An 18,620-nucleotide genomic window follows, 5' to 3' on the forward strand; every position below is an offset into this window, starting at 1 on the left:
CGCCTCATTCCTCGGTCGCCCAGCACACAGGCTGCAATTGCGACAGTGGCAGCAAAGCTTGGGTTCCATCGCCGAAGCGGACCTCTCCCACATTGCCGTCGCACGCCTTGATGCGCAGCGATCCGCGGCGTCCGCCGTGTTCCACGATCAGCACCGTGCGCCCGCCGCTGACCCGCCCGCCCGTGGCATTCACCGCTGGTGCTGGTGGGATCTTCGACCCGGAAGATCCCGAGCGCCCGGCCATTTCGTCGACACGTGCCCGTCCAATCGGGCCACCGCGTGCCAACAACGCCTGGAATTCCTCAGGCCGTTCGCGTGCAACAGTCACCAGCTGATATAGCGCCCGAACGTCAGCCCCCACGCGCCCTTGCTCGGCTGCCTGGCGCAGCGCTTCAGGTGCATCGTTGAGCCTGGCCGCCTCCGTGATGAAGGAGCGGGGCTTGCCCAGACGGCGCGCGATCTCCGCGCGCGAATAGCCGGCGCTTTCCCGTTCGGCGATGAAAGCGGCCAGGTCGAAGGGCGACATGTCCTCGCGGTGCAGGTTTTCCGCCGCCTGGGCAAACGGATCGCAGCGCTCGTCCATGAAGGCGGGTATGGCGGCAAGGCCTGCCCGCCGCGCCGCCCGCACCCTGCGTTCCCCGCGATTGACGATGTAGCGGTCTTCGTGCCGGGGATGGCGCCGCAGGGAAACAGGTTCCAGGACGCCGTACAGCCGGATCGACTCCGCCAGTTCCTCCAGGCTATCGTCGCGCAGGCATCGGCGCGGCTGGGAAGGATCCAGCTCAATGCGATGCAGCGCCACCGCCTTCGGCTCGCCCAGGGCAGGATGCGCGGGCTCGACTGCCAGCAGGTCGGCGGCCCGGAACTGGGACAGCACGCTCAGATCCAGGCTGCCCTGCCCCTTCATGCCCACACCTCGCGCTCAGGTGCCGGGCCGCAGGAGCAGTCGATGCGCTGCTGCAGCAGCTCGAAAACCCGCATCAGCTCGGCACTGGCCTCGCGCGCCGCGGTCTTGGGCAGGCGCCATACGGGCATCTCCTCGGCCAATGCCTCGGGAATCGCGGAGCGGATCGAGATCCTCGCCGGAATCACGAACTCCCGAAAGTTTTCCGCCAGTTCCTGCATCGCCGCCTTCTGTCGCAGCGAACGCGGATTGAACCGGTTCAGAACGATGCCGGCCAGCCGCAGTTGCGGATTGTGGCGCTGCCTGACGCCGAAGATCGTCTTGAGCATGTCGGTGACCCCGTCGATGCTGTACTCCTCCAGCTCAATGGGGCAGACCGCCGCTGTCGCCGCGATCAAGGCCGCGCTCATGCGCAGGCCCAGCGCCGGCGGCGTATCAATCACGACGGCGTCGAAGTCCTGCGCCAGGCGCGTCACGCTCCGACGAAACGCGGGGATCACCAGCTCGGGCCGCGCAAGCTCGACATCGGCCATGCACCTGCTGCTCGCGACGAGCGAAACGGCCCGGCCGCCCGTTGGCAATGGGGTCGGCGCAGCCTGATCGAAGAGCCGCGACGCCTCGAGACCGGTCGTGAACTGGCGCAACGACTTCGAACTGTTCGCCTGCGTGTCGAGGTCGATCACGCACACGGACCGACGCTGCATCTCGGCGAGCCACCACGCATACAGCACCGCCAGCGTGGATTTGCCGACTCCGCCTTTCTGATTGCCAAAGACGACCACGTTGCCCACGGCTTGTTCCTCGCGCATCGACTGGAGAAACCTGGCCTGTCACGCCAGGGCAAGCTCGCACTGCGCGTCTGATGCGCGCACCAGGGGCCTGACGCGCCTCGCGGCGGCTCGCCCGCCGTGATCGCCGGGATTCGCGCAAGTGGAGCCCGCGCGATTTGGCGCCTCGAATTCCTGCAGTTCCACTGTCATAAGTGATAGTCGACAGGCGCGCTGCTCAAGGTGAACAGTTCGCCCATGCGAGCAAGATTTGTCTCCCACGACCAAGCCACCGGCGAAAGCCGGCCAGCCCTCCTGCCCCGCCTGCGAACCGTCGTTACCCTGGCCGTGCAAGCCACCCTCTTGTGCGCACATGCGCTGCCATCCTCGCCTCACCGCGTCGCTCCGGCCGTGCAGGCCGGCCGCGACAGCGAGCGTGTCGAGATCCTGCGTGAGGAACTGAGGAAGGCCGAGGCGCAGTTGCAAAGCCTCACGCGTCGCCCGGAGGAACGCACGGCGGCATCCGCCCCCCTTGCAGCGAGCGAAGCCGATGCACAACGCCTGCGCACTCTTCAGGACATCACGGCCCTCCGGAGAGAGATCGCCTCCGCGACCTTCGAGGCACCCGGTTCCGCGGCCGCCAGACCGACGACCGCGCGGCCCGACAGCCATCGCGCCGGTGCTGACAAGCGCCCGGCATCCACGCCCTGGTGGGACGTCTACCGCAGCCGCCGGCCGGAGGCGTCTGCAGCCAACCTGAGCGCGTCGGGCCAGGACGCCCGTGGCGCCCGCCCAGACCCGCAGGAGTAATGCCATGGTCCTCCGTTCGATCCCACCCGTCGCTTCGCCGAGGCGCCACGTGCCGTCCTGCAAGGCCGGCGGGACCGGAGCGTTGCTCCGGCGCATCGGGAAGATCTCGCGCCGCGCGATCGGTCGCCCGGCTCCGAATGCGCGGCATGCGGCTCGGCCCGATCCCACTGCAGCGGGCAGGCCGACAGGAATGCGGGCCCTGGGGGTCAGGTGCGATCAGCCTCTTGCGTTCGGGATCGTACCCTGGCTCCTTCCCCTCCTCGCGATTGCCGTTCCCGATGCCGCGCTGGCGGGCAGTCCTTTCGCAACCGGCGCAAACGCCACGCAGCAGCAGCTCGTGGCGATCCTGACGCCACTGGCGGCCGTCGCCGTCATGGTCTCCGGCGCCATGGCCTGGTTCGGACGCCTGAGCTGGTGGTGGATGGTCGCCGTGGTCATCGGCACGGTGCTGGTCTTCGGCGGCCCGCAGATCGTGTCCTGGATCCGGGGTCTTTTCGGGGTCTGAGGACAGGCACCATGAATCGCAACCAAGGCATCGTTGCCGACCCGCTGTTCGTGGGCATGACCCGGCCATCGATGGTCTGGGGCGTCACCTATTCGGCCATGATGTTCAACATCGTCGTCACGACCGAGTCGTTCATCGTGACGAAGAACCTTGCCTGGCTTCTGGCCTTCGTCCCGATCCACGGGATGCTCTACCTGGTCTGCCTGTGCGAGCCGCGCTTCTTCGATCTGCTGCAGCTCTGGGGGCGCACGCGTCTGCCGGCCATGGTCGCCGGCAACCAGCGGTACTGGCGCGCCAATTCGTACAGCCCGCTGGCGCTGGACCTGCCCGGTGGACGGGGTCGCCGCCGCGGCCGGGCAGCGCCGGCAACGGTGATCTGACATCCGGACGGCACCATGCGCCTGCTCACTCGCTCGGAAAAAACGCTTCGCCGCGAGATCGCAGCCGCGGCCATGATCCCGTTCACCGCGCATGTCGACGAACACGTGATCCGCACTCGCGCAGGCGACTACGTCCAGACCCTGCGCCTGGGCGGCGCGAGCTTCGAGAGTGCCGATGACGATGACATCAACAGCTGGCACGAACGCCTCAATGTCCTGCTTCGCAACATCGCCTCACCGAATCTCGCCCTCTGGAGCCACGTGATCCGGCGCCGGGAAATTGGCTATCCGGCTGGACGCACGGTTCCCGGCTTCGCGGGCGAGGTCGAACACCGCTACCGACAGCAGATGGCCGGTGAGCGGCTGATGGTCAACGAGCTGTATCTCTCGCTGGTCTTTCGCCCGCAGCCCACGCGGATCGGCAACGCCACGCTGCGGCTGCTCCGGCAGACGGATCCGGCCAGCATCCAGGCCGAGCTGCGCGACTCGCTGGACGCCTGCGCCAAGCTGCGCCAGGAACTGATCGCAGCCCTGGAGCGCTACGATCCCATCGCGCTTGGCATCTACCGCCTCGATGGCAAGGACGCTCTCTTCTCCTCTCTGGCGGAGTTTCAAGGGCTTCTGATCAATGGCGAGCGCCAGCGCATGCCGCTGACCCGTTCACCGCTGAACGAGGTTCTGGCCACCACTCGACCGTTCTTCGGCAACGAGGCCATGGAATACCGCACCGGCACCCAGACCCGGGTCGGCGCATTCCTGGGAATCAAGGAATACCCGACGCCCACGGCGCCGGGCATGTTCAGCGCGCTGCTGAGCGCCTCCTTCAGCTTCGTACTGACGCAGAGCTTCACCTTCCTGGCCAAGGGGACCGCCACGGACATGATGGGCCGCCAGCACCACCGGATGGCGGCCGCGGGCGATCTGGCCATCTCCCAAGCCGAGGAGCTCAAGGACGCACTCGACGACCTCATGAGCAATCGATTCGTGGTGGGAGACCACCACTTCAGCCTGCATGTGCTGGCAGACGCCGTCGATGCCTGCGCCGACAGCGAGAGCCGGAACCGCCTGAAGCAGCTCAACGACCACATCGCGCACGCCCGCTACCTCCTCGGCGACACCGGCATGGTCGTGGCGAGGGAGGATCTGGCGCTCGAGGCCGCCTTCTGGGCACAGTTGCCCGGCAACTTCGGTTACCGCAGTCGCAAGGCACCGATCACGAGCCGCAACTTCGCGGCCATGTCCCCTTTCCACAACTACCCGACAGGCCGGCCGACGGGCAACCACTGGGGCAATGCGCTGACGATGTTCACGACACGTGCGGGCTCGCCGTACTACTTCTCCCTGCACGCGAGCGATCCGCGCAGCCCCGACGGCGGCAGCCGCAAAGACGTGGGCCACATCACGGGCGTGGGCCCGGTCGGCACGGGCAAGACCACCCTGCTCGGATTCTGCATGGCTGCGATATGCAATCGCCTCGACGCGACCCAGGTGATCTTCGACAAGGACGAAGGCCTGCACATCCTCGTGCGCGCGCTCGGCGGCCAGTACCTCCCGCTCAGGAACGCAACGCCGACCCACTGCAATCCCCTACAGTTGGACGACCGCATCCCCGACAACGTCGAGTTCATGCGGCACTGGCTCCGGCGCCTGGTCCTGCGAAGACCCGACGACACCCTGAGTGTTCGCGAGGAAGACGACCTCGACCAGGCCCTGCGCGGCACGCTCAAGCTCGATCCTCCATTCAGACGTCTTTCGCGTCTCAGCGCGTTCCTCGACGTCACTGCGCCCGAGGGCATGCATGCGCGCCTTCGCAAGTGGTGCGCATCGGACCACGGCGACTACGCCTGGGTCTTCGACAACGACCGCGACGAAGTGGCGCCGCTGCTCAAGCAGCACGCGCTGGTCGGCTTCGACGTGACGGACTTCCTGGACAACGAGGTCGTCAGGGCACCGCTGACCATGTACCTCTTCCACCTCGTGAACCGGATGGTGGATGGGCGGCCTCTCGTCTGCTGGATGGATGAGTTCGCCAAGCTGTTGAGCGATCCGGCGTTCGCGCGGTTCGCCAAGAACGGGCTCGAGACCTGGCGAAAGAAGAACGCGAACATCGCCACCTTCACTCAGAGCACCAGCCATGTCCTCGGTTCGAGCATCGCACGTGCGATCGTGGAACAGACGCCGACCAAGATCCTGTTTCCCAATCCCGAAGCGGATTACGCCGAGTACACCCAGGGCTTCAACCTGACCGACCGGGAGTTCGCACTCATCAAGCAGGAACTGCAGCCCGGCTCGCGACAGTTCCTCATCAAGCAGAACCACGTCAGCGTGGTTGCCCAGCTCGATCTGCGCGGCTTCGACGACGCCCTTCACGTCATCTCTGGACGCATCGACAACGTCCGCCTCATGCGCGAGCTCATCGAAGCACGAGGACCGCGGCCCGATCAATGGCTGCCTGCGTTCCGCGCACTCCTGGCAGCGCGTTCCTCCCCTTCATCCCCACCCCAGGAGCCCCCCCATGCATAGACATGTCATCGCCCTGTTGCTCGCCATCGCCACCTTCGCGGTCCCTCTGCACGCGAAGGCTGGCATCCCGGTGATCGATGTGACGGCAATCGCCAACCTGATTCAACAGGTGATGTACTGGCAGCAGCAGATCTCGGGCATGCAAAAGCAGCTCGACCAGGTGAAGGCCACAAAGGAACAACTGGCCCAGACCCACGGTGCCATGACAGGAACCCGCGGCATGGAACAGCTGCTTCCGACCTCCAACAGCGCCCGGAATTACCTTCCCGCCAGCTACGACGAACTGCTGCGCACGCAGGAAGGTTCGTCAGGCAGCTACGCCGGCCTGTCCACCCAGGTGCAGTCGATCTTGAAGGCCAACAGCATCCTCACGGGAACACAGATGGAAGCGCTCGGCCCCGAGTTGCGCCAGATCGTCGATCAAGGCCGGCAATCGGCGGCGTTGCTCCACGGAATGACCCAGAGCGCCTACCAAAACACGAGCCAGCGCTTTGCCGCCCTGCAGCAGCTCGTCAACGGCATCGCTACGGCCCAGGACCCCAAGGCCATCCAGGACTTGCAGGCGCGGATCCAGGCCGAGCAGACCATGCTGACCAATGAGCAAACGAAGTTGCAGAGCCTTTATCACATGGCGATGGCCGAAGAGGCCACCCAGCGGCAACGTACGCGAGAGCAGGTGATCGCCGGCCATGGCAGGTTCAGTACCCGGTTTCTTCCGAGGCCCTGATTCGCCATGGCCTCGTCCGTCACCATTGTCCCTACCGCGATCTTCGCCGCTGTTGCCGCGGGATTCGCCTACCTGTTTGTGCCGCATTGCCCCGTCACGACCATGCCCAGCGACAGCTCCAACGCGCCGCGGACACAGAAGATGGCTCCCGAACATGGAAGCTTTTCAAAGCGCTTCCAGCCAGAGCTGCCGCCGCCCCATGGTGCGATCAGGTGACTGCGAGGGCGGCGATGTTCTTCCAACAATTCTGGACGTGGCTGAACGCTCAGCTGACTGAATATGTTTCAGCAAAAACAGCCGCCGTGGCGAGTGCGATCGAGCCTGCGGCGATAACGCTCGCGACGATCTACGTGATGATTTGGGGCTTTCTCAGCATCACCGGGAAAATCCAGGAGCCGATCTGGGAGGGCATCAAGCGCATCCTCTTCATAGCGATCACTCTGGGTCTGGGCCTGAGGTTGTGGCTCTTCAACGCCGTCATCGTTGACACGTTCTTCAACGCACCGAGCCAACTCGCAGCAGCAGTCATCGGGGCGGCCAGTCCGGTGTCGCTGATCGACTCCATCTGGGACAACGGCGGCACCGTCGCGTTCAACCTTTGGAACAAAGGGGGTGTACTGAACGGAGATTTCGGCTTCTATCTGGCCGGCGCCGTCGTCTACCTCATCATGGGCGCAGTGACCGTCTACACGTTTTTTCTGCTCGCGCTCTCGCGAATTGCCCTCGTACTCATCCTTGCCTTGGGACCGATCTTCATCTGTCTGCTCTTCTTCGAGGCCACCCGAAGGTTCTTCGAAGCCTGGATCGCTCAGCTGTCCAACTACGCACTTGTGGTCGTTCTGGCCACTCTGGCCACAAGCCTGATGCTCCAGACACTTTCAGCCTACGCCATCCAGACAGCCGCTCACGGCGCTGCGATTGTCACGGTCGACGCGCTGAACATGGTTCTTTGCGCATCATTGGTCTTGCTGATCATGACGCAGGTCATGCCAATGGCCGCCGGTCTCGCAAGCGGTGTCGCCCTCAGTTCACAGGGAGCCATCGGCGGGCTGGCGAGATGGTCCATGGGAGGCGCCAAGCGCACGAGCTACGAGTTCGGTCGAGGCGTCCTCGATGGCGTCCGGCGCCAACCGGGTGGTCGCTGGGACTCCCTCACCCGTCTTGCGGGCAACCGCGCCGCCACCGCTGCAACGTCCTTGGCAAGTCTCGGAACCCCTCGCCGAGGCGGCACGGTGATTCCCAGGGAACGGGCGATGCCGAGTACCTCCCGCAATCGATGAAGGCAGCACGCATGAAGCCGGCCGCCACCCTCCTGTTGCTCACCTTGCTGCTCTCGGCATGTGCCACCCGCCCACCCCTGCCCCCGGGTTGCGATGGCCCGCTGACACCGATCAACGCTTCCTCAGACTCCGGAGAATCAGATGCCCAAGGACGCCGCCCTTGAGCAATACCTTCGCGAGGCCCAGAGTTGGGAGATCGACCGTGGGCGCCGGGCGGAACGGTCCGCAAGTGTTGCTTGGACCGTCGCAGCGGCAGCGACGACCCTCGCGACACTCGCAGTGGTTGCGGTCAGCGGTCTCACGCCATTGAAGCAACCCGTTCCTGTTCTGATCCGGGTCGACAGCAGCACCGGGATCGTCGACATCGTGCCCACGTACGAGGGCACGACCGATATCGAACAGGTGGTGACGCGCAACCTGCTTCAAAGCTACGTGATCGCACGCGAACGCTACTTCTACGGGACGGCGGAGGCCGACTACGAACTCGTCGCCTCGCAGAATTCGCCGCGGCTCAACCAGAACTGGGCGGCCCTGTGGGCCAGCGACAACCCGGCGTCGCCTCTCAAACTCTACAAGGACGGGACGTCCATTCGCGTTCAGGTGCGTTCAGTGACCTTCCTGCGACTCGAAAGTGGCAGGGACAAGCTCGCGCAGGTTCGCTTCACCAGTTTTGCACGCGCTGGCGGCACCGGGGAAGAACAGGCGAGCCACTGGGTCGCCACGATCGAGTTCGCCTATGTGCCGCCATCGAAAGACAACAAGATGCGCTCGCTCAATCCTCTGGGCTTTCGGGTCATGGAATATCGCCGGGAGCCCGAGGTGGTTCCCGCCGACACCTCGTCCGTCAGGTTGGATCTGCGATGAAGGCTCGAGGCATGCAACCGATGTCCGTGCTGGTCGCGGGATGGACGACAGGCCTGCTGCTGGCGACCCAGGCCGTCCATTCCGCCACCGTGCCACCGATCGGCAAGGTTGACGCACGCGTTCGGGTGGTCGCCTACAACCCCGATGACGTCATCACCCTGCAGGGCTTCGTGGGTTACCAGATCCATCTGCAGTTCGCCGAAGGCGAGGAGTTCGTGAATCTCGGCTCCGGCGACAACGGAGCTTTCGATGTCGGTGCTGAGAGCAATCACTTCTTCATCAAGCCCAAAGAGGCCCGTGCTTCGACCAACCTCACTGTCCTCACCAACAGACGCTCCTACCATTTCGACTACATCGTTTCGGCCAGCGTGGCCAACGGCGCGGCCGCCCGGCGCATGATCTACTCGATACGCTTCACCTATCCGGAAGATCAGGCACAAGCCGCCGCCGCTGAGTTGCAGCGTCGGGAGACCGAAGCGCGGATGAGGGAAGCGGCAACCCGTCGACCGCGCAACATGGACTACTGGTTCTGTGGCAGCGAATCGCTCAAACCCGAGAGTGCTTATGACGATGGAATCCAAACCCGGCTGCGTTTCCACGCCCGCGCCGAGTTTCCAGCCATGTTCGTGCAAAACGACGACGGTTCCGAATCGCTTCTGAACTTCAACATCGAGGACGACGAGGTCGTCATCCATCGCGTGGCGCGGCGCCTCGTCCTGCGCCGCGGTGAGCTCGCCGGCTGCGTCGTCAACCGGTCCTTCACGGGAGGCGGCATACGTGCCCCGAACAACACCAGCGTACCGGGTGTGCACCGCATCAACGCAGGAGAGGGACCATGAACTGGCGAGGCGGCCCCGGCCAGAAGATTCAGCCAGATCGACCCGGGCGTCCAGGCGCAACGGAAATCGACCCCGACACTGGTGAGTTGCTTTCCGGCGACCGAGCAACGGCAGGCCCTCCCGACGCCTCGCGATCGGACATCGAGGGCATCGGGATGGACGGAGAGAGAACCATCCCCTCGGTCAATCGCGAACGCACCATCCAGTCACGCGTCAGCAGTGCCCTGGCATTGACCTTGATGGTGCTGCTGGGGGCGGCATTCCTGTTCTGGTACTACAACACGCAGTACGCCCGTGCCCGGCAGGCGGATGAGGCTGCGAGGAAGGCCGCTGCCGAACGCGCCGGCGGCGAGATGAAAGTGCCGCCGCTGGGCCCCGTCGCGCCGCCGAAGGTCCGTTCGCCGGAGCCGGCACCGGTTGCAGCCAATGCGCCGCCTGCGCCAATGCCGACACAAACGGGCACGACCGGATCGCCGCCGAAGACTCCCGAGCAAATCGCATTGGAGCGGCAGTTGGGATTTCCTGTGCTTCGGCACGCGCAATCCACGCAGGCCCCGGGCGCCCGGACGCCCGCTGCATTCGGTGAGCAGATGACGTTGCCCGGTGCCGTCCCCGACATGGCGCAGATCGTCGGCGCCCTGCGGGCATCCAATGCCGCCTCGCCCAGCTTCGGTAGTGGCGGCCTCGCCGCCAGCCTTCGACCGACGTCCACCCCGGCGGTCACCGCCCAGATCCTGCCCACGCGGCGCATGCTCCTGCCCAAAGGTGCGTTCATCGATTGCACCCTGGAGACGGCCCTCGATTCCACCTACGAAGGCATGGCCACCTGCATCGGCGCGGGCGACGTCTATGGCGCCGACGGCAAGGTCGTGCTGCTGGAGCGCGGCACCAAATACGTTGGCGAGCAGCGCGGCACACCGCGTCAGGGACAAGGCCGCGTCTTCATCCTTTGGAACGAGGCCCGCACGCCCGCCGGCGTGGTGGTCCAGCTCGCTTCCCCGGGCACCGATGAGCTCGGGCGCAGCGGATTGCCAGGATTCGTCGATACCCATTTCTGGGACCGCTTCGGATCGGCCATCCTCATTTCGGTCGTCGATGGCACGATGCAGGCCCTTGCCGCCCAGCAGCAAGGCAGCGCCGGCGACGGCCGAAGCGGCGGTGTGGTCCTGGCGCCCTCCGGCGGACGCGACGTCATCACCGAGGTGCTGCGCGGGACGGTGTCGATCCCGCCCACGGTCATCAAGAACCAGGGCGAACGCATCCAGATCCTGGTCGCACGCGACGTGGATTTCAGGAACGTCTATGCGCTTCGAATCGACCCCAACGCACCCTGACCACGCGCCCGAAACCGACGCGGACGATGCACGGGCGCCTCAGGCAGCAGAGCCCATTGCCGTACCGCGAGAGCAACCCTCTTCCCTCGCGCTCTTTCTGGCACCGCTTCGCCATCTGCTGGATGACCCTGAAGTCACGGAGATCTGCATCAACGAACCGGGTGCTGCGTTCGTGGAGCGGCAGTCCGGCTGGGCGCCCGAGGCGCTGCCTTTCGCGAGCTTCGACTGGTGCATCGCCATCGCCAAACTGGTCGCCAACTTCACGCACCAGCGAATCTCCGCCAACGAGCCGCTGCTGTCCGCTGTCCTGCCCGGTGGAGAACGGATCCAGATCGTGCTGCCACCCGCCACATCGGAGCGGACCGTCTCGATCACGATCCGGCGTCCGTCCAATGTCCTTTGGACCCTGGAAGACCTGGAGAGCCTGCAAATCTTCGAGACCACGCGCAGCATTCCCGCGTTGCCCGTCGCGCAGTCCGATGCCGCCAGCCTGGTACCGGAAGAACGCGAGCTGACGAGGCTTCTCGGAAAGCGCCAGTTCGTGTCCTTCTTGCGACGCGCCGTCCAACTGCGAAAGAACATCCTTCTGTCCGGCGCGACCAGCTCCGGCAAGACCACGGTCGCCAAGGCACTGATCCTGGAAGTGCCTGCTGGGGGACCGGCTGATCACCATCGAGGACGTCAGGGAGCTCTCCCTGCGCAACCAGCCCAATCATGTGCGCCTCTTCTCATTCCCAGGGGGCCCAGGGGCAAGCGGATGTGACGCCAGGACAGCTGTTGGCCAGTGCCAAGCGACAGCGTCCGGATCGGGTGTTCGTCTCGGAGCTGCGCACTGGCGACGAGGTTTACGACTACCTGGTTTCGGTGAACACGGGCCACCCCGGCTCCATCACCAGCGTACATGCCAACAGCGCCGAGATGGCTTTCGTGGCACTGGCGCAGTTGACGAAGCGCAGCCAGGCGGGCCAGGGCATGAGCACACGCGAGGGCGTGGAGCTGGCGCAGATGAGTGTCGACATCGTGGTGCAATGCGCCCGAGACAGCATGCACGGCCGGCAGCGACGCATCGTGCAGGAGATCTGGTATGACCCGGGCGCGAGGCACCGAAGGCCTGCCTAGTGCCTTCAGGGTTGCGGTCGCGCTGCTCGTGGCGGCGATGGTCGGCCTGTACGTTGGCGGCCATGCATTCCTGATGGCCATGAGGCTGCCACCCCAGCATGCAACTTTTCTCACGCTTCTTCACTATTGGAAGGCCTATGGCGACAGGCCGGAGGTGCGCCGCCCCCTGATCACCGCACTGATCGGGTCCCAGGGCGTGACCCTGGGCCTGGTCGGCTTCGCGATGCTGCCTCGGCGACGCCCCTTGCACGGCGAAGCACGGTTTGCCAGAAGGCGCGAGGTTGCAGAGGCGGGCCTCCTCGCGGATCAGGGCATCATCTTGGGGCGCCTTCGCAACCGCTATCTGATGCTGCCGGGCCAGCAGGGTGTAGAACTTGAAGCGCCGCCGCGCAGCGGCAAGGGCGTCGGCGTCGTCATTCCGAACCTGCTGAACTGGCCCGGCTCGGCCATCGTCAGCGACATCAAGGGTGAGAACTTCATGCGCACCGCCGGCTACCGCGCGGCGCATGGACAGGAAGTTCACCTGTTCGACCCCCTGTCGGAGCGCGAATGCTCCGCGCGCTGGAACCCCTTGGGCTACGTTTCAGAGGTGCCCTACCGTTGCATCGACGATCTGCAGCGCATCGGCACCATGCTCTTTCCGGACCCGCAGGTCGGCGATCCGTTCTGGACCTCCTCGGCGCGTTCGCTGTTCCTGGGCATCGCGCTGTACCTCTTCGAGACCCAGGGCACTACGCGGACGCTGGGCGAAGTCCTGCGCCAGGGCATGGCGAGTGACGCAGAGGGATTCCAAAAGCACTGGAAGCGCGTGATCGACGCGTGCGAACGCGCCGGCTATCCCTTGTCTCAGGAAGCGGTGCAGAGCCTCTACGACGTGATCGATCTGGCGCCGACCACGGCCTCCAGCATCCGCAAGACCTTCACCAGCCGCTTGGATCTGTGGCTCAACCCGATGATCGATGCCGCGACTTCGGCCAACGACTTCGATCTGCGCGATCTGCGCAAGCGGGCGATCTCCATCTACGTGCAGATCAACCCCGACAACATCACGCGGCTGCAGCCTCTTCTGAACCTGTTCTTCCAGCAGGCGATCGGCCTGCAGACGCGCGAGCTGCCCGAGAACAACCCGCAGCTTCGCCATCAACTGCTGTTGATGCTCGACGAGTTCCCGGCCCTGGGTCGCATTCCGGTGATCGCCGACGCCACCGCCTTCCTGCCCGGCTACAACGTGCGCGCCGTGATCATCGTCCAGTCCAACTCCCAACTGGTCGAGAAGTACGGCGTCGAGGGTGCCAGATCGATACGCAAGATGCTCGCCGCACGCATCGTCTTTCCTCCCAAGGAGTACGAGGACGCCGAGGCCATCTCGCGGGAGCTGGGCACCTACACCGTCCAGCAGAAAGGCGTCAGCCGGCCTTTGTGGGGTGCCGTCGGCGGCGCGAGCAGGACGTCGACCGTCAGCATCAGCGAGCAGCCTCGCCGCCTGCTCCTTGCCCAGGAGGTCAAGGAGCTGAGCCGGCAGCGAATGCTGCTCTTCCACGAAGGCCTGCGCCCGGTGCTGGCGCACCGCATCCTCTATTTCCGCGACAGGTTCTTCGCGAGCCGCGAACTGCCACCCCCACCGGTTCCACGGCTTGTGGTGACCCGGTCAGCCTCCCCCCGCACGGCCAGCGATGCCACGTCGCGCTCTGCTTCGAGCGATGCGCCCCTGCCAAACGGCAGGAGTTCCGCGTCGGCCGCACAGGGTGCCGTTGCGGAAGGCCTATCGAACGACGACCTGAACCTCGACCACTTCTCCTTCGATTTCGACGACGTGGAGATTCCGGCCGGAAAGCTCGACGAGAACGAACTGAAGCACCGTGTGGACGAGTTCATGGCACAGGTCCTGGATTGACGTCGCCACGCGAAAGGAGCCTCCAATGGCCACGGATTCATCGCCCAGCAACCCCTCCGGAAATGGCGCCAAGAGCTCCGCCGGAGGCTTCTACGGCTTCGTACGGGGGAACGCATTCGACGGGGATCGCCGTCGACATCAGGTGCCCGCCTTCATCGCCAGCCGGTACCAGCGCAGCCGGAATCACTACCTGTTCCCCGACCGCACGTTGGCATTCATCGACGAGGGCGACCGCCTTCGCGTGAAGACGGAGAACGAACAGGCGTTGCGCGACATCGTGGCAATTGCGCAGGCGCGAGGATGGAAGCTGCTTGAACTTCATGGCACCAAGACCTTTCGCCGCCGCATCTGGCGCGAGGCTGCGCAGCGGAACATCGCCGTTCACGGCTACAGCCCCACGCGGGCCGAGATCCTCCTGGTCCAGCGCGCATTGAAGACGGGCCATTCCACACCGCAAGCAGGTGACGAGGCTCCGCCACCAGCAGCATCCGCACGCCAGGAACGGAGCGCGCCGGATGTTTCCGTACAGAGCAGCTCCAACGCCGAGCCCCCGCCCACCGGCAGCACCGTGCACGATGCGGGCCAAGGACGAGTGGACTCAAGACCGCCCATCAGAGGAATCCTCGTGGAGGCGGCGGCTGCACCGTACCAATTCGATCGGACGCAGCGCATGTCCTTCTACGTGACCGTCCGTACCGAGGCCGGCAAGCGCACCATCTGGGGTGCCGACCTCGAACGCGCCCTCGCCGAATCGGCGTCTCGAGCGCGCGTCGGCGACAGGGTGGAGGTCCATCAACTGGGCTCGCGCGCGGTCACCGTCCGCGTGCCCACTCGGAATGCGCAAGGCGATCTGACCGGAGAAAAGAAGATCGCTGCACAGCAGACGCGATGGAGCATCGAGACGGCCGAACACTTTCGCACACTCGAAAACCACGCCGAACGTGTGCGCACGGGCGAAGGGTTCTCCGACGAGGAGCTCTCACGACACCGCGAACTGGCCTCGGCGGCGGCAGTCCTCAAGCTGGCCGAGCAGTTCGCCCGCCGAGTCACCACGGACCCTGAGTCCCAACTGCACCTGCTGCAGATGATCCGGGAGCGGACGGCCGATGCGCTCGCCCAAGGCGAACTGGTTCGCGTCCCCGCCCGCCGTACAGCCGACCTGCCTGCGCGGGAGCGTCAAACGATTCACCGCCGCCGGGAGGAAGGCCATGAGCGCGTCTAAGCCCGAGGGCAGACGTCGGCCCGCTACTACACGACGCACGGACTTGCTTCGGCCACCTCGCGCGCGTGCCGCCGGGGATGTGCCTGGCCCCTCCTGCACGCAATCCCCGGTGCCGCCTCATGTCCCGCTCGTTTCAGCCGGCTCGATGGAGATGCTCAAGTGGGTCGGCCTGCTGCTCATGGCGGGCGATCACATCAACAAGTACCTGCTGCACGAAGGCAGCCTCACGCTCTACGCGCTGGGACGCATGGCGATGCCGCTGTTCGGGTTCGTGCTCATGGCCCATCTGGCGCGCCCGGGGGCCCTTGCTGCCGGTGTCCACCTGCGTGCCATGAGACGCCTGGCCGTCTTCGCAGCGCTGGCGACGCCGGCATATGCGCATCTGGTCGGCTGGTGGCCACTGAACATCATGGCCACACTCTTCCTCGCCACGCTGATCGTCGGGCTACTGGAACGCGGCCGATGGCGCAGCCGCAGTGCCGCCTGTTTTGCGTTTCTCATCGGCGGAGCCCTGGTGGAGTTCTGGTGGCCGGCGCTCCTCTTCTGTCTCGGTGCCTGGGCATTCCTGCGCCGCCCCGGGAGACTTCGCCTGCTGCTGTGGACCTTGGCGACCGCGTCGCTCGCTGCCGTCAACGGCAATTTCGCCGCCATGGCTGCCTTGCCGCTCGTTTGGGGCGCCTCGCGGCTCGAGATGCCGATGGTGCGCAGCCGATGGGTTTTCTATGTTTTCTATCCGGCCCATCTGTCGGTGATCGCGCTGGTGCAAGGGCTGGCTTGAAGCGTTGCGGCTGCCGAAGTCCGAAAGGGCATCACTGTGCGCATCCCAGGCTGATGCAGAAGGCATTCGGCCGCGATGAATTTGATTCGGCCTACGACGAGATTCAGGCTGCTGCACGCAGCGCTTCCAGTGCTCCGCAGCAAATTTACAGCTTCTCTATGGAGTGCGGCCACCCCAACCCGTGGTATCACGCAGTGGCCGTCTCGGTCGAAGGCATGCAAGATCAAGAATATGATCAATTTTTCGGCGCTCGCTAGCGCCTGGCCTAGTCGAAGCACCACAGCCCGACAGCCCGTAGTTGGCCAGGAGCCGACGGTCATCAGCGGTGCTCAGTTCTCCCTAAAGCAATCGATTGGGCTGAAAGAATCTCTGGAGCGGGACTCGGCAGAATGCCCACGCAAGCGGCGTGAGGGAGGTCCATCAATGAACGATTTGGCAATCTCAGGCTAAAGGTTCAAACCCTATTTATGACAAATATCCGCTTTTTCAGAGCGAACGCGTCGCAGCGAACACAAAGTATCCCCTTGCGCTTAATCGAGCAAGCATTCGGCCGCGATGAATTTGATTCGGCCTGCGACGAGATTCAGGCTGCTGCACGCACCGCTTCCTGTGCTCCGCAGCTAATTTGCAGATTCTCTATCGAGTGTGGACACCCAAACCCCTGGTATCACGCAGTGGCCGTCTCGGTCGAAGGCATGCAAGATCAAGAATATGAACAATTTTTGGTGGCGCTTGCTGGGCTTGGCCTAGTCGAAGCGCCACAGTCCGACAGGCCATAGTCGGCCATGACCAGTCGTTCGTGCGTGAAGCGGAATTCGGCCCAAGACCATCTAGCCCATTTTGTATAGGCAACCGTCTGATGAGGTTCAGGGGGTGCGGATAAAAACTTGGACTGGTTTATGCCGCAAGTCCAAGGCTCACCCGGTATTCGATAGGGCTGAGGGAGCCAAGGGAGATCTTGATCCGCTTCTCGTTGTACCAGCGGATGTACGAGTCGAGCGCCTCGATGAATTGCTCAATGGTGGCGTTCTTCCAGTCCCGAGGATAGAACAGCTCGTTCTTGAGCCGACCGAAGAAGCCTTCGCAAGCTGCGTTATCAGGTGAGCATGCCTTGCGAGACATCGAGCGGGTGAACTTCGCGTCGCTCATTCTTGATAGCCAGCCCGGCCAGCGGTAGTGGCCCCCTCGGTCGGAGTGGACCACGGGCCGATCAGCTGTGTTCGCCACCGTCTCGATGGCTGCATCCAGCATCGTGTTGACCAACTCAGCGTCCGGGCTGGTCCCGATGGTCCAGCTGACCACCATCCCATCGAAGCAATCAACCATGGGCGAGAGGTACACCTTGCCAGCCGGGATTTGGAACTCCGTGATGTCCGTGAGCCACTTCTTATTGGGGACCGCAGCCTGGAAGTCGCGGTTGATGAGGTTCTCAGGCGCTGGACTGATCTCGCCCAGGTATGACGCATACCTGCGCTTCCTGGGCTTCGGAACAACCAGGCTCTCTTGCTTCATCAGCCGCTGCACCACCTTCTCGGAGATCGCCACGTCCTGTCTGCTCAGGGATGCCTGCAGCCTGCGGTAGCCATAGCAGCGGTGGTTCGACTCAAAGATGTCGGTGATGGATTGCCGCACCTCCAGGTACTTGTCGCCCATCGCTGAACGAGCCCGATGATAGAAGTACGAACTGCGCGCCAGATCCAACTGTGCAAGGAGCTCCGGTAGGCCGTAGTGCTCCCTGAGGGCGTCAATCAGCAGTGTCTTCTCCCGGTTGGACAGGAGCTGCAGGTCGACGCCCAGGCCTTTTTTTAACAGTTCATTGGCCTTGTTCAAGAGATCCTGTTCAAGGCGAAGTTGCCTGACTTCGCGGCGCAGCGACTCGACCTGGCGCTCGAGCTCGTCGCGCTCTTGCGAAGGCGAGGATGGATGGGTGCGTTTCATGGATGCGGGTGCCTCACGTCCCAGAAGTTGGTTCTTCCAGTTGTACAGCGTTGGCCGACACACGCCGAACTTGTCGGCTACTGCCTGCGCACTTTCCTCGCGCGTGCAAAGCTCCATGACTCCCGCTTGCATCAGCTTCCCAGAGTACCTTCTTCGGCCCACGCTGCCAACGGCGGCCCTTCTGGCCTCAGGAACGGCCTCGCGAACCCAAGCGGTCAGTGTCCCTCTTCCGGGGTAGCCCAATGCCCTCATGGTGGCAGCAATGCAGCGGTCGTGGGTGAGGTAATGCTCGATAGCTGCCGCCTTCTGTTCCAGCGAGAACTTGGGTCTGCGGCCCGCATAGCCCATTGGCAAGTCGAGCTTCTGCTGATATTCGTTGTACCAGCCCTTCAGAGAATTCTTTGTTGGATAACCAAGCTGGCGGATGGTGGGCCGCACGCGTTTACCCAGCTTGATGTAGAGCTCAACGGCTCGAATCCGATCTTCGTAGGAATACATGAACTACCTCCTGGTAGTCCAAGTTTTCGTCCGCACCCCCAGTGGGTCACTTCTGGATGGAAATCAACAGTTCGGCGACTATACCGACTGACTGTGGCCAGTCCGAACCGGTCATGGCCACTGAATTTCAGACTGCCCGGTAGAAGTCGTCGAACCGCGGGCGCATGCCGGGCTCCAATATTGAGGTCAGCCGGTCCGTGGACGTCCGAGTACCCCTGAGTAACGACGGCTGATCTCT

Annotated in this window: 19 protein-coding genes; 16 read left to right on the forward strand and 3 right to left on the reverse strand. The window is 64.2% G+C overall.

Annotated elements, in window-relative coordinates; translation table 11 throughout:
• Positions 1–4: 4 nt before the first annotated feature.
• Together ACHMXA_RS31800 and ACHMXA_RS31805 are read right to left on the reverse strand one after the other, a co-directional pair.
• Positions 5–907, reverse strand: a complete 903-nt coding sequence (locus ACHMXA_RS31800) for a ParB/RepB/Spo0J family partition protein (protein WP_395322357.1) — start codon at positions 905–907, stop codon at positions 5–7.
• The gene (locus ACHMXA_RS31805; RefSeq protein ID WP_395322359.1) at positions 904–1,695 is read right to left on the reverse strand and encodes a ParA family protein; all 792 of its coding nucleotides are present in this window, start codon (positions 1,693–1,695) and stop codon (positions 904–906) included. The genes ACHMXA_RS31800 and ACHMXA_RS31805 overlap by 4 nt, the downstream gene beginning before the upstream one ends.
• Positions 1,696–2,019: 324 nt before the next feature.
• Between ACHMXA_RS31805 and ACHMXA_RS31810 the strand changes: the two genes are divergently transcribed.
• The 16 genes from ACHMXA_RS31810 to ACHMXA_RS31885 all read left to right on the forward strand — a co-directional run bounded on the left by ACHMXA_RS31810 (position 2,020) and on the right by ACHMXA_RS31885 (position 16,203).
• Positions 2,020–2,481 (forward strand): hypothetical protein, encoded by a 462-nt coding sequence (locus ACHMXA_RS31810; RefSeq protein ID WP_395322361.1) that lies wholly within the window; start codon positions 2,020–2,022, stop codon positions 2,479–2,481.
• Between the two features lie 4 nt (positions 2,482–2,485).
• Positions 2,486–2,986 (forward strand): TrbC/VirB2 family protein, encoded by a 501-nt coding sequence (locus ACHMXA_RS31815; RefSeq protein ID WP_395322363.1) that lies wholly within the window; start codon positions 2,486–2,488, stop codon positions 2,984–2,986.
• 11 nt (positions 2,987–2,997) lie between these two features.
• Positions 2,998–3,366 (forward strand): type IV secretion system protein VirB3, encoded by a 369-nt coding sequence (locus ACHMXA_RS31820; protein WP_395322365.1) that lies wholly within the window; start codon positions 2,998–3,000, stop codon positions 3,364–3,366.
• A gap of 15 nt (positions 3,367–3,381) precedes the next feature.
• On the forward strand, positions 3,382–5,889 hold the full coding sequence (locus ACHMXA_RS31825) for a VirB4 family type IV secretion/conjugal transfer ATPase (protein ID WP_395322367.1): 2,508 nt from the start codon (positions 3,382–3,384) through the stop codon (positions 5,887–5,889).
• On the forward strand, positions 5,882–6,616 hold the full coding sequence (locus ACHMXA_RS31830) for a type IV secretion system protein (protein WP_395322368.1): 735 nt from the start codon (positions 5,882–5,884) through the stop codon (positions 6,614–6,616). The genes ACHMXA_RS31825 and ACHMXA_RS31830 overlap by 8 nt, the downstream gene beginning before the upstream one ends.
• A gap of 6 nt (positions 6,617–6,622) precedes the next feature.
• A complete protein-coding gene (locus ACHMXA_RS31835) occupies positions 6,623–6,832 on the forward strand; it encodes a hypothetical protein (RefSeq protein ID WP_176668784.1) in 210 nt (69 codons plus the stop codon).
• Positions 6,833–6,846: 14 nt separating this feature from the next.
• Complete coding sequence (locus ACHMXA_RS31840) at positions 6,847–7,896, forward strand: type IV secretion system protein (RefSeq protein WP_176668783.1); 1,050 nt, start codon at positions 6,847–6,849, stop codon at positions 7,894–7,896.
• A gap of 141 nt (positions 7,897–8,037) precedes the next feature.
• A complete protein-coding gene (locus tag ACHMXA_RS31845) occupies positions 8,038–8,760 on the forward strand; it encodes a virB8 family protein (protein WP_395322371.1) in 723 nt (240 codons plus the stop codon).
• Positions 8,761–8,780: 20 nt separating this feature from the next.
• Positions 8,781–9,599 carry a P-type conjugative transfer protein VirB9 gene (gene virB9 / locus ACHMXA_RS31850; RefSeq protein ID WP_395322373.1) on the forward strand — a complete coding sequence of 273 codons (819 nt, stop codon included), beginning with the start codon at positions 8,781–8,783 and terminating at the stop codon, positions 9,597–9,599.
• A complete protein-coding gene (gene virB10, locus ACHMXA_RS31855; RefSeq protein ID WP_395322375.1) occupies positions 9,596–10,933 on the forward strand; it encodes a type IV secretion system protein VirB10 in 1,338 nt (445 codons plus the stop codon). Before virB9 ends, virB10 begins: the two co-directional genes overlap by 4 nt.
• The gene (locus ACHMXA_RS31860) at positions 10,902–11,696 is read left to right on the forward strand and encodes an ATPase, T2SS/T4P/T4SS family (protein ID WP_395322377.1); all 795 of its coding nucleotides are present in this window, start codon (positions 10,902–10,904) and stop codon (positions 11,694–11,696) included. Before virB10 ends, ACHMXA_RS31860 begins: the two co-directional genes overlap by 32 nt.
• 14 nt (positions 11,697–11,710) lie before the next feature.
• Positions 11,711–12,052 (forward strand): ATPase, T2SS/T4P/T4SS family, encoded by a 342-nt coding sequence (locus ACHMXA_RS31865; protein WP_395322379.1) that lies wholly within the window; start codon positions 11,711–11,713, stop codon positions 12,050–12,052.
• The gene (locus ACHMXA_RS31870) at positions 12,018–13,946 is read left to right on the forward strand and encodes a type IV secretory system conjugative DNA transfer family protein (protein WP_395322381.1); all 1,929 of its coding nucleotides are present in this window, start codon (positions 12,018–12,020) and stop codon (positions 13,944–13,946) included. Before ACHMXA_RS31865 ends, ACHMXA_RS31870 begins: the two co-directional genes overlap by 35 nt.
• A gap of 25 nt (positions 13,947–13,971) precedes the next feature.
• Positions 13,972–15,168, forward strand: a complete 1,197-nt coding sequence (locus tag ACHMXA_RS31875; RefSeq protein WP_395322383.1) for an LPD7 domain-containing protein — start codon at positions 13,972–13,974, stop codon at positions 15,166–15,168.
• Between the two features lie 145 nt (positions 15,169–15,313).
• Complete coding sequence (locus tag ACHMXA_RS31880) at positions 15,314–15,946, forward strand: TraX family protein (RefSeq protein ID WP_395322385.1); 633 nt, start codon at positions 15,314–15,316, stop codon at positions 15,944–15,946.
• A gap of 53 nt (positions 15,947–15,999) precedes the next feature.
• Positions 16,000–16,203 carry a hypothetical protein gene (locus ACHMXA_RS31885; protein ID WP_395322386.1) on the forward strand — a complete coding sequence of 68 codons (204 nt, stop codon included), beginning with the start codon at positions 16,000–16,002 and terminating at the stop codon, positions 16,201–16,203.
• Positions 16,204–16,843: 640 nt separating this feature from the next.
• On the opposite strand, the gene ACHMXA_RS31890 is transcribed toward ACHMXA_RS31885, so the two are convergent.
• The gene (locus ACHMXA_RS31890) at positions 16,844–18,382 is read right to left on the reverse strand and encodes an IS3 family transposase (RefSeq protein WP_395321717.1); all 1,539 of its coding nucleotides are present in this window, start codon (positions 18,380–18,382) and stop codon (positions 16,844–16,846) included.
• Positions 18,383–18,620 lie beyond the last annotated feature (238 nt).

Origin of the sequence: Variovorax sp. UC74_104, assembly GCF_044055375.1 — a bacterium.
GTDB lineage: Bacteria > Pseudomonadota > Gammaproteobacteria > Burkholderiales > Burkholderiaceae_C > Variovorax.